The sequence below is a fragment of the Halorubrum tibetense genome (assembly GCF_042661865.1).
Classification (GTDB): domain Archaea; phylum Halobacteriota; class Halobacteria; order Halobacteriales; family Haloferacaceae; genus Halorubrum; species Halorubrum tibetense.
On the sequence record NZ_JBHSWW010000554.1, the window covers coordinates 1 to 836 of the forward strand.

The window sequence follows — 836 nt, forward strand, 5'->3', positions numbered from 1 at the left end:
CTGAAACGTCGAAACGTGGCAGTCGTCGTTCGGACATCGGAACTCGGCCTGCGAGTCCCGCCGACCGATACGGTGGCACGAGTGACACGTCTGCGACGTGTACGCCGGATTCACGTACTCGACCGGGATACCCGCTTCCGTCGCCTTGTCCTCGATGCGCCCCTGCAGTCGGGCGAACGCCCACGAGTGAAGCCGACGGTTCATGTACTTCCCGTAGTTGAGCCGTTCACGGATGTACGTCAAGTCCTCCATCACCAACACCGGGTTCTCGTACCGTTTGGCGTACTCGACGGCTTGCCAAGACGCTTTCTCCACGATGTCGGTGAGCGCGTTCTGGTAGTGGCTGAATCGGTCGTCAATCCGCCACTCGGATGCGTCACGCTCTTGGAGTCGTTTCAGGGTCGTGTGCATCTCTTTGCGGAGATGCTTCGCTCTGCTTCCGCTACACACGAACGGGTCAGTCGGAGAACCTTCCTTGAGGGCACAGCCCGTGATGAGGGCGGTTTCTCCGATGTCTAAGCCGATGTGCGTGGCGTCACCGTCTGTCGCTGGTTCTTCGACTGGGTACTCGGCGGTGACGTGCAGTACCCAGTTCTTCCGGTGTTGCTGAAGTCGTATCTCGCCCGCCTTCGCGTCCTCCGATACGAGGTCGTGCCAGAGGTCTTCCTGTTCGGGGTTGATGCGGAGCGGTATCCAGAAGTTCGTTCCCCGACCGGGGCGGGGAACCCACCACGTGAATTCGTAGTCGCGCTCGTCGGAGTGGTCGAACTTCGCGGCTTGGTTCGTGAGCCGTATCGGGTGGCCGTCGTCCAACTCCTTCGCGTTGTACGTCTTGC

At 60.6% G+C, this 836-nt stretch carries 1 protein-coding gene; it reads right to left on the reverse strand.

Annotation, left to right across the window (positions count from 1 at the left end):
• Nucleotides 1-836 (reverse strand): RNA-guided endonuclease TnpB family protein (locus ACFQEU_RS18330; RefSeq protein ID WP_379784036.1); only part of this gene is annotated, 836 nt, incomplete at both ends.